The sequence below is a fragment of the Saprospiraceae bacterium genome, from assembly GCA_016713025.1.
GTDB lineage: Bacteria > Bacteroidota > Bacteroidia > Chitinophagales > Saprospiraceae > OLB9.
Map to the genome: position 1 here is coordinate 3,358,747 of JADJPZ010000004.1, position 9,753 is coordinate 3,368,499.

9 protein-coding genes are annotated in these 9,753 nt (G+C 35.9%); 6 read left to right on the forward strand and 3 right to left on the reverse strand.

The window, feature by feature from the left end; genetic code table 11:
* Nucleotides 1–150 precede the first annotated feature (150 nt).
* The gene (locus IPK35_20655) at nucleotides 151–1,137 is read right to left on the reverse strand and encodes a hypothetical protein (protein ID MBK8055611.1); all 987 of its coding nucleotides are present in this window, start codon (nucleotides 1,135–1,137) and stop codon (nucleotides 151–153) included.
* 444 nt (nucleotides 1,138–1,581) lie between these two features.
* Between IPK35_20655 and IPK35_20660 the strand changes: the two genes are divergently transcribed.
* Nucleotides 1,582–2,547: a sorbosone dehydrogenase family protein gene (locus IPK35_20660; protein MBK8055612.1), complete on the forward strand. Its 966-nt coding sequence runs from the start codon at nucleotides 1,582–1,584 to the stop codon at nucleotides 2,545–2,547.
* Between the two features lie 2 nt (nucleotides 2,548–2,549).
* Here IPK35_20660 and IPK35_20665 read toward each other — a convergent pair whose 3' ends face one another.
* Nucleotides 2,550–3,428 carry a hypothetical protein gene (locus IPK35_20665; GenBank protein MBK8055613.1) on the reverse strand — a complete coding sequence of 293 codons (879 nt, stop codon included), beginning with the start codon at nucleotides 3,426–3,428 and terminating at the stop codon, nucleotides 2,550–2,552.
* A 15-nt stretch (nucleotides 3,429–3,443) separates the two neighbouring features.
* On the reverse strand, nucleotides 3,444–5,267 hold the full coding sequence (locus IPK35_20670; protein MBK8055614.1) for a long-chain fatty acid--CoA ligase: 1,824 nt from the start codon (nucleotides 5,265–5,267) through the stop codon (nucleotides 3,444–3,446).
* A 230-nt stretch (nucleotides 5,268–5,497) separates the two neighbouring features.
* Between IPK35_20670 and IPK35_20675 the strand changes: the two genes are divergently transcribed.
* The 5 genes from IPK35_20675 (at nucleotide 5,498) to IPK35_20695 (ending at nucleotide 9,655) form a co-directional block, all read left to right on the forward strand.
* Nucleotides 5,498–6,271: an alpha/beta fold hydrolase gene (locus tag IPK35_20675; GenBank protein MBK8055615.1), complete on the forward strand. Its 774-nt coding sequence runs from the start codon at nucleotides 5,498–5,500 to the stop codon at nucleotides 6,269–6,271.
* A 45-nt stretch (nucleotides 6,272–6,316) separates the two neighbouring features.
* A complete protein-coding gene (locus IPK35_20680; protein MBK8055616.1) occupies nucleotides 6,317–7,951 on the forward strand; it encodes a PDZ domain-containing protein in 1,635 nt (544 codons plus the stop codon).
* A 4-nt stretch (nucleotides 7,952–7,955) separates the two neighbouring features.
* Complete coding sequence (gene tsaB, locus IPK35_20685) at nucleotides 7,956–8,648, forward strand: tRNA (adenosine(37)-N6)-threonylcarbamoyltransferase complex dimerization subunit type 1 TsaB (GenBank protein ID MBK8055617.1); 693 nt, start codon at nucleotides 7,956–7,958, stop codon at nucleotides 8,646–8,648.
* Nucleotides 8,649–8,795: 147 nt separating this feature from the next.
* Nucleotides 8,796–9,134: a helix-turn-helix transcriptional regulator gene (locus IPK35_20690; protein MBK8055618.1), complete on the forward strand. Its 339-nt coding sequence runs from the start codon at nucleotides 8,796–8,798 to the stop codon at nucleotides 9,132–9,134.
* Nucleotides 9,135–9,346: 212 nt separating this feature from the next.
* Nucleotides 9,347–9,655, forward strand: a complete 309-nt coding sequence (locus tag IPK35_20695; GenBank protein ID MBK8055619.1) for a helix-turn-helix transcriptional regulator — start codon at nucleotides 9,347–9,349, stop codon at nucleotides 9,653–9,655.
* Nucleotides 9,656–9,753 lie beyond the last annotated feature (98 nt).

A 9,753-nucleotide genomic window follows, 5' to 3' on the forward strand; every position in this document is an offset into this window, starting at 1 on the left:
TTTCCTCACTTTCGCTCAAACATAAAAATTTAAACATACTTTTATTGGGAAGCTTAAAAATCCCTTTATTACATCATAAAATGTTTGGTCTCTGAATAGACTCAAGATTTACAAAGTATAACTTTTTTAACTTTTTTAAAGTCCTATATCTCAGAATTCAAAGTGAATAAATTTTGAGATTCTTTCTGGCAAATCCTCCCCTATTGATGCCTGATATTCTTCAAACGAACAAGCCAGGTATCTGTTTGCCTTTGATTCAGGATGTTTGAGCCACCATTTGCCCGTTTGGTTGTGTTTTACAAAATCCAGATCATCATCTATCATACCTGCATAAATAACAAATGTAGTAAAGTCATTGGATCTAAGCGGATGGTCCGCCACCCTGATATTGACGCCTTCCGCAAAATACCAGATAGATTCAGCCAGAAGTTGTGATTCCTGCAGACAACCACTATTATTAAGTTCAAAATCAAAATGCACTACGCTAATTTGACCACCAGTGCCCGCATGTCTCATTATCTGGCACAGCTCTTCAGCATTTAATCCTGTAGGGTAAGTATATTTGACATTGGGAGCATCAGACGTCCTTAAAGCTCTTAAATCCACATACAGGTTGACGATATCTCTCAGCGATGGCTCCAGAATCGCAGGATTTGATCTCATCTTTCCGAGGCTGACATGATTGTAGTGATATTCTTCAGTCTGAAAAATGTCATCCTGAGTACAGAGGTGACGCTGATAACCGGTATAGTTGCAAGCAGGAAATTCTTTATGAATTTTGTTGGATATGATCCAATTGGACCAATCATTGGCAATATTGGCAAGGCCTCTGCTACCATCCCCAATAAAAACAGGCAGTACTCCTGCAGCATTACAAAACTCTGTAATTTTATCCTTTTGATTTTCATCCGCAATATATCCTAAATCATATATATCGATATTTCGGAAATGTGAATGGAGAGACCTTATCATTCTCCTAAGTTCCATACCTGTCTCTGTCTTAAATGTAATAAGCCCGACTCCAGGTCCTTTGAAATTTAAAAAAGGGTTTTTATCTTCATTCACCATGGAGAAAAAATAGTTTTCGCCATATTCTTGATCTGCATTACTCAAAGGTGTCAGTAAACTTGATAACATGTTTAAAATTTTATGTTCAATACAATAAAAGTTACACTCTAAAACAAGAGTATTTTTAAAGTTTCATCATTTAGCTCAAAGCGGCAGATGTAATTAGAGTGTAAATTTTTTGACGATAGTGCAAAGATATAAAATATTGTTATTGTGGGAATTATTTATATAATAAAAATTTCATACATGTTTTATTACTCATTCCTGATAAGGAGATGAAAGTTTTCTTTATCTTTGAAATAAAAAAAGATAGTGAAATATATAAAAATCTTTGCCGCTGTAATTTTAGTGTTATTGATCGTACTTCTGTCAGCAAAATATTACTTCAATATCAACCCACCTCTCAGTTTCATCGCATCAAAAAATCTATCTTCCCTGCCACTGGATAGTCTGAAATTGCCTACGGGATTTGTAATAGAAATATATGCTGACAGCATTGAAAATGCGAGATCAATGTGTATATCTCCATCAGGTACCTTGTATGTAGGAAACAGGTCCGGTAAAAATGTTTTTGCCTTGAAGGATACAAATGGCGATAATGTGATCGATCAAAAATTTGTAATTCTCAAGGAAGGGAATATGCCCAATGGTGTGGCTTTTAAAGATGGAAATCTGTACATAGCTGAAGTAAATCGAATATTAAAGTTTAAAAATATCGAAACTAAATTGTCATCTCCAGGTACCCCAATCGTCATTTATGATAGATATCCCACGGAAAAACATCATGGATGGAAATATATCGCTTTTGGACCTGACAACAAATTGTATGTTCCTGTAGGAGCTCCGTGCAATATTTGTGAATCCGAAGATGCGGTTTTTAATTCCATCACCAGGATGAATGAAGACGGCACGGGTGTGGAAATCGTTCATTCCGGCATCCGAAATACTGTCGGATTTACCTGGCACCCGGTGACAAACCAACTTTGGTTTACTGATAATGGCAGAGACTTGATGGGTGATGAGACTCCTGAATGTGAGCTCAATGTTGCTATCAAGGACAGCTTGCACTTCGGATACCCATATTGTCATCAGGGCGATGTATCTGATCCGAAATTTGGGACAAAAAGGAAATGCTCTGAGTTTGTACCTCCTGCAACAAAGTTAGGTCCTCACACTGCACCGCTTGGACTTAAGTTTTATACAGGCGACAATTTTCCTTCACAATACAAAAATTCTCTCTTTATAGCGAGACACGGGTCATGGAACAGAAGCAAAAAAAGTGGGTATGATATTGTCCAGGTAATCTTTGAAGATGATGGAAGTGTTAAAGCTGTGAAACCATTTATCACAGGGTGGTTAAATGAACAGACAGATGATGTTTGGGGAAGACCAGTGGATATCTTTTGCACCAGTGACGGATCGATGTTGATATCTGATGATTACGCAAATGTAGTGTACAGGGTTTACTATAAAGGTTAATTTTACAAACCTAATATATTCCATTTTAAATGGTAATATATTTCCTTTTCAGCCCCGAATCCTTCGTTTCGCCGCGCAATATTTTCTGCACTGGAACCTGTAAAATCAAGTATAAGTTTTTTAGAAGCATTATACTGAATGATGTAATCAATCATCTGATACATAGATCTTACTCTTTTACCATTTTCATTGGACGCACAAAGTAAAAAATAAAGTCTTTCACTATCCAAAATAAAAAAACCGATAGAAACTAATTCGTCATTCAAAGTGGCTTTTAGTCCAAATCCTGATCCCTTTTGGATGGATTGAGAGAGTAATTGCTGGACATTATGGCTGAATTTTTGCGTCAGGCCAGTGATGTCATAGTTTTTTATAAAATTAAACATCAGATTCACATCGTATTCCACAGTGATTTCTGTTCCTGAATTCTGGGATGTTGTGATATTTCGTACTGTGTTACGATGGTAGCTTTTGCGTATATCCTGATATGATTTTGTAAGCGGAAGGATATGGTTGACTCTTACATTAGTTTTGCCTAAAGGGATGACGGGACTTGCCATTTTAAGATCCATTTTTAATAAATTCCGGGCCAACAATATTTTACTAAAAGCTGCAGGATCCGTATGGTGATCAGATAAAGTAACAATTCCGGTACGTTGACATAAAAAAGGCATGGTGATGTAAGGTAAACCGAACTTCTTTTTTTTTAATACCGGAAAAACAGCCTTGTAATTTTCATCAATGATGGCTTGCCACCTACCGTCTGTCATGATATCCAGATACCATGATCTTGCAAAAAGAGAAGGGAACAGTGAATCATCGATACACTGTTCCCATTTCAATACATCTAAATCTTGTCTTTCAAGCCACTTCAGAGCCATCAGTATGCATTAGCATCATGCATACAAGGCGTCAATTTCTTCACCATATTTCTGAAGTATTACTCTTCGTTTTAGCTTCATGGTAGGTGTCAATTCGGCTTCAGAACCATCGACTTTACTTGCATCCCAGGATGTAGGAAGGATGGTAAACTTCTTGATTTTCTCAATATGGCTGAAATTTTCGTTCACCAGATCTATGGCATGTTGATATCTGGAAATCACTCCTTCATTATTGACCACTTCATCCAGTGATGTCCAGGCTACGTGATGCTCGTCACACCAGTTTTTCAATGCATCTACTGATGGTACGATTAAAGCTGAAACAAACTTTTTGGAGTCACCCACTACCATAGCTTGTTCTATCAAAAACTCTTCTTTCAGGAGGCTCTCTATGGGTGCCGGTGCGACATACTTTCCACCAGAGGTTTTGAGCAACTCTTTTTTCCTATCAGTAATTTTAAGATATTTTTTACCATTGGGGCCGTTGACAAAAGTACCGATGTCTCCGGTTCTGAAATATGTTTTGCCATTCAATTCTTTAAATACAGCTGCCGATTGTTCAGGTTGCTTATAATAACCCATCATAATATTAGGACCAGCTCCCAGGATTTCACCTTCACCTTCATTATAGTCTCCTTCAGAACGATCAATAACGATATCACACATATCAAGTGGTACTCCTACTGTTCCGATTTTATTATTTCCGCTATAGTAATCGTTGAGAGTAAGTACCGGTGATGTCTCAGTGAGGCCGTAACCTTCAGTGATTATAATGCCTGCTGCAGAAAATACCCTTGCAATCTTTGCAGGACAAGCTGCGGCTCCGGTAGCTATAGCCTTTACATTACCGCCAAGAGCAGCTCTCCACTTACTGAATATCAGCTTGTCAGCTATTTTACGTTTTATGGCATCCAAACCGGAATATGTCTTTCCATGTTCAAAATCATCTGTAAGGCTCAATGCCCAGAAGAAAAGTTTTCTCTTTACACCTGTAAGCAAGAGTCCTTTATTGTATATCTTTTCGTACACTTTTTCAAGCAATCTTGGTACAGTAGTAAAGTAGTGCGGTTTGACAGCAGCGAGATCACCTGTCTCACCTCCAAGATTATCTGTTCCGGTAAAATAGACTTCTGTACCTATAGAAGTATAAACATAAATAACTGCTCTTTCAAAGATATGACATAAAGGTAAAAAACTCAATACCCTTTCTCCTCTCAAGACAGGTAACAAATTACAGCAACTTTCCACTACACTGATGATATTATTATGCGTCAACATTACGCCTTTTGGATTACCCGTTGTTCCCGATGTATATATAATAGTTGCAAGATCACCGGATTTTATAGTATCACTTATTTCCTGAACTTTTGCCAGATTTTTTTCGCTCATAATATCTGTCCAGAAAGGTCTTTCGCCATGTCTGTCAAAACACACAATTGTTTTTAATGTACTTACTTTGGCTTGTGCCAGTGAAACTTTGTCATACAAATCGCCGGCACCTGTAAAACAAACCTTAACTTCAGCTTCATTCATGATATACTCATACTCCCGGGAGCTGATAGTAGGATACATAGGCACACCTATAGCTCCGATGTATTGGATCGCGAGATCAGCAACGACCCATTCAGGACGATTTTTATAAACTACCAGACCTACCTTATCGCCTTTTTCGATACCCATGTCGAGCAGACCAGAGGCCAGTTTTCTGGACATTTCGATAACCTGTCCTGTACTATAAAAATTCCAGTTTCCCGCCTCGTCACGCGAACCTACAAATTTGTCCAAGGGACCATCGTCAAACTGTTTTGTAATGTAATCGAATAATCGTTTCATTTTCATGATTAAAATATTTATGTGGTTTAATGATTTTTTGTCTTTAATTTCTGCTATCAAATGATTTTATAAGCTGTCTGATAGTCCAATATTTTCAAAACTGCGTGCATTAAAAATTTAATTGTAAAAATAATAAAATTATTAAAATGTTAAAAGAAAAGATTAAAAAATAAAAATCTAATTTTGGTTGTTGCATATTACTAATTTTGCGCAATATAAAAAACCTTTCAACATTTATGAAACCAAAACTAAACTTCCGCACAATGGGCGACGGGCCACCTGTAATCATACTCCATGGATTATTCGGAATGCTGGATAACTGGATAACCATAGGGAAAAAACTTAGTCAGGAAGGATATATGGCCATTTTGATAGATCAACGTGATCATGGCAGATCAGATCACACTATAGATTTTAACTACAATATTCTGGCAGATGATCTTTATCGATTTATGGAGGAAAACTGGATCCATTCAGCAATTCTGATTGGTCATAGTATGGGTGGAAAAACAGCATTACAGTTTGTTGCTGACCATACCACGGACATCAGAAAACTTATCGTCATAGACATAGGCATCAAATCGTATTCAGGAGGGCATGAAGATGTTTTTAAGGCCTTGCTTTCAGTGGACTTATCTATAATAAAAGCAAGAGAGGAGGCAGAAATAGCAATTTCAAACATCTTGCATGATAAAGGAACAGTACAATTTCTGTTGAAAAACTTAACAAGAAACAAAGATGGTCACTTCGTTTGGAAGATGAACCTTCCTCTATTATTCGAAAAATATAAAAATATCCTTGCCCCAATTTCTATTGATCATACTTGTTACACAGATACACTTTTTATTAAGGGAGAATTGTCTGAGTATATCAATAATGAAGACCTGCCCGATATCAAGCAAGTATTTCCCAATGCCCGGTTTAAAACAATTGCCTCAGCCGGTCATTGGGTACATGCTGACCAACCTGATGAACTTTTTAAAACAATTATTGATTTTATTAAAGACTAATTCTAATTTTTAGCGTTATAGTATTCAAATATAGTTTTCCAAAATATGAACAAAAAATTAAAAGTCCTGATATTTAGTATTTCAGTATTGTCTGGGATAGCGGCTGTCAACATCAATAGCGACAAACTATTTGAGATAAGTAAGAATCTTGAAATCTTCATCAGCGTATATCGAGAGTTGAACACCAATTTTGTCGATGATCTGGACCCTGGTACTATGATGAGAAAGGCCATAGACGCGATGACAAACACATTGGATCCATATACAAATTTCGTGTCTGAATCCCAAATAGAAAGTTATTGGATCAATGAAGATGAAAAATACCAGGGTATAGGTGCTAAAGTGGCACTTGTAGAAAATAAACTTAAAGTGATCGAACCTTATGAAGGAGGCCCGGCTATCAAAGCAGGGCTGAAAGCCGGTGATCAGATTGTTGGTATAGATGGAATCAATATTGAAAATAAAAAACTGGATGAAATTAATGCTATATTGAGAGGATTGCCAGGAACAGCTCTCAAACTGAAAGTAATTCCCAACGGGAAATCATCTCCTGAAGATATAAACCTTGTGAGAGGAGAAGTAAATATACCCAATGTACCATATTCAGGATTTGTTACCGATGACGTAGGATATATTTCATTGACTGTCTTTACAAATAATGCAAGTAACAATATCTCTAAAGCACTTAAGGAATTGAAAGAAAAAAACCCAAATATGTCCGGTGTTATACTTGATCTCAGACAAAATGGAGGAGGTCTTTTGCATGAGGCAGTGAACATCTGTAACCTTTTTGTTCCACAAGGTGAAGTTGTAGTCACTACCAAAGGAAAAGTAAAGGAAAGAGACCAGACTTATAAAACTATAGTGCCACCGTTAGATCTCGATTTGCCACTTGCTGTCCTTATTGACAAAAGATCAGCTTCCGCATCAGAAATTGTTTCGGGAGTCATACAGGATATGGACAGGGGTGTATTGATCGGACAAAGATCATTCGGCAAGGGCCTGGTTCAGAATACTAAAGAATTGCCATACAATGCCAGACTTAAATTGACTATCTCAAAATACTATATACCGAGCGGTCGATGTATCCAGGGTGTCGAATATGAAAACGGCGAACCAAAAGATATACCTGATAGTCAAAGATCAAAATTTAAAACAAAAAATGGAAGATTAGTCCTTGATGGAGGTGGTGTCACTCCCGATATCAAAACAGAAGCAAGAAGTTTGTTGCCAATCACCCAGGCTCTGATAGATAAATATGTGATTTATGAATTTGCCAATGAATACTGTAAAAATAAAGATAGTATCGAAAAAGTAGGTACATTTGAATTTAAGGATTTTGAAGCATTTTCAAAATTTACTAAGAAACAAGGCTTTGAATATGAATTGCCGGAAGAAAAACACCTGAAAGAGGCTATCAAATCTCTCGAAGCATCTGCAAACAAATCTGAAATCAGAGAAATTCAACAAACACTTGAACGGATTAAATCCAATAAAATCAACGATTTTAATATGGCTAAGGAGCAAATTACAGATGAGTTGGAAAAAGAAATCATCACCAGATACTATCATCAAAAAGGAAAAGTAATGCAAACACTGGATGATGACGCCGATGTAAAGAAAGCCATAGAAATTCTCAGAGATTCTAAAAAGTATAAGTCCATATTATCAACAAAGTAGGTATATGGCATTCATTTTACAGCTTGAAACATCGACTGATGTTTGTTCTGTGGCAATTTCAGCTTCCGGATCTACAATTTCAATGGTGGAATCAGTAGAGCCCAACAGTCATACAGAAAAACTAACCTTGCTTATTATTGAATGCCTTGCAAAGGCAGAAATCTCAATAAAAAATCTCCATGCCGTATGTATCAGTGACGGACCCGGATCTTATACCTCTCTAAGAGTGGGATCATCGGTAGCAAAGGGTATTTGTTATTCATTAAAGATTCCATTGATTGCTATAGATAGTCTGTTCATTTTGGCACGTGGCATAGATTACCCAACAATATTACCAGAAGACTATATAATTCCAATGATCGATGCCCGACGGATGGAAGTATATACTGCATTTTTTAAAGGCAATCTAACCCAAATAACATCTACTCAATCATTAATAATTGAAGAAGACATACTCCATATATATAAAGGTGAAAATAGTACTTTCCATCTTTGCGGAAATGGTGCCAAAAAGTACTTTGAAAAACATTATTCTGACAATGTAAGATTATTTCATACCCGGACTTCAGCAGACTACATGTCAAAAACAGCATTTGAATATTATGAAAATAAACAATTTCAGGACTTGGCGTACTACACTCCTAACTATCTGAAGTCTCCGAATATCACAAAATCTTCAAAGAATATTTTATTATAAATAAACTTTTTCTCTACTTTATAGTTGATTATACATAAAATTAATCTTAATATAAAAATTTACCTAAAAAATTAAAGCTTTCTTAAATGTTTGGTACGGTTATTGAAATAGTGTATTAGAATTCCGTGAACTAACAAATCATTTCGTATGAGAAATAAGAAAAACGAAACCGTTATTTTAAAAAAAGGAGGCAAGGAAGTTCAATTAGATTATGCTGACCTGAGAAAAGCAGTATTAGTCCTTAGAGCTGTAAACCATAAGCTTCGACAAAGAATTATCGATCTTCTTGAAGATGGTGAGACAATGACTGTTACTGATATCTATATCAAGTTGAGGCTTGAACAATCTGTAGCATCTCAGCATCTGGCAATCTTAAGAAGAGCTGGTGTGGTAGCAACTGACCGTCAGGGTAAATTTATCTATTATTCCCTTGACAAGGAAAGATTAGGTCAAATTTCATCTTTGGTTGAGGATTTAACCAATTAAGAAATTTCTTTCAGCCACCCTCTATTAGCTAATGATCATCAACCAATTATGTAGCACAATTACACTCAAAATTGTTAAATTTCCTGTTAAAAGGCCGTTTTAGAGATTTTTTTTTAACAAATTAGAAATTTTTTTAATATTTTCTTTGTCATTAAAAAATATCTCTTCATATTTGTGCCAAGGTCTTAAAATATTTAAAATAAGGAAAACACATGAGAGGTACAAAGGTTACTTTCGACAATGATAAGTTGCATTATTCGTCGGAGTTGATGAGAGCACTAGCTCACCCACTGAGATTAAAAATTTTGGAGTTTATTGATCAAAATAAATCAATAAATGTCAACAAAATTTACAGCAATCTCGATTTAGAACAAAGTATTACTTCTCAGCATCTCAAAATTTTGAGAATGTCTGGAGTAGTGTCGGTAGAAGTTACCGGTAAGTTTCATATTTATTATATCAACTATGATGTAATAAATAAAGCAAGTTTTGCTGTAAATAAATTTGTTGGCAAAGCTTAACAATATAAAAAACCAACAAAAGTAAAATCGCAGTTGTAATTGAGTTTGCAACTGCTTTTTTTGTTTTTTTTCAAAAAAGAGGTACTCACAACTTTTAT

Excerpts from the sequence above, each read along its gene's own strand:
- IPK35_20665 (MBK8055613.1), bottom strand. The coding sequence starts at position 3,428 with ATGGCTCTGAAGTGGCTTGAAAGACAAGATTTAGATGTATTGAAATGG.
- IPK35_20655 (MBK8055611.1), bottom strand. The coding sequence starts at position 1,137 with ATGTTATCAAGTTTACTGACACCTTTGAGTAATGCAGATCAAGAATAT.
- IPK35_20670 (MBK8055614.1), bottom strand. The coding sequence starts at position 5,267 with ATGAAAATGAAACGATTATTCGATTACATTACAAAACAGTTTGACGAT.
- IPK35_20690 (MBK8055618.1), top strand. The coding sequence starts at position 8,796 with ATGAGAAATAAGAAAAACGAAACCGTTATTTTAAAAAAAGGAGGCAAG.
- IPK35_20675 (MBK8055615.1), top strand. The coding sequence starts at position 5,498 with ATGAAACCAAAACTAAACTTCCGCACAATGGGCGACGGGCCACCTGTA.
- IPK35_20680 (MBK8055616.1), top strand. The coding sequence starts at position 6,317 with ATGAACAAAAAATTAAAAGTCCTGATATTTAGTATTTCAGTATTGTCT.
- tsaB (MBK8055617.1), top strand. The coding sequence starts at position 7,956 with ATGGCATTCATTTTACAGCTTGAAACATCGACTGATGTTTGTTCTGTG.
- IPK35_20695 (MBK8055619.1), top strand. The coding sequence starts at position 9,347 with ATGAGAGGTACAAAGGTTACTTTCGACAATGATAAGTTGCATTATTCG.
- IPK35_20660 (MBK8055612.1), top strand. The coding sequence starts at position 1,582 with ATGTGTATATCTCCATCAGGTACCTTGTATGTAGGAAACAGGTCCGGT.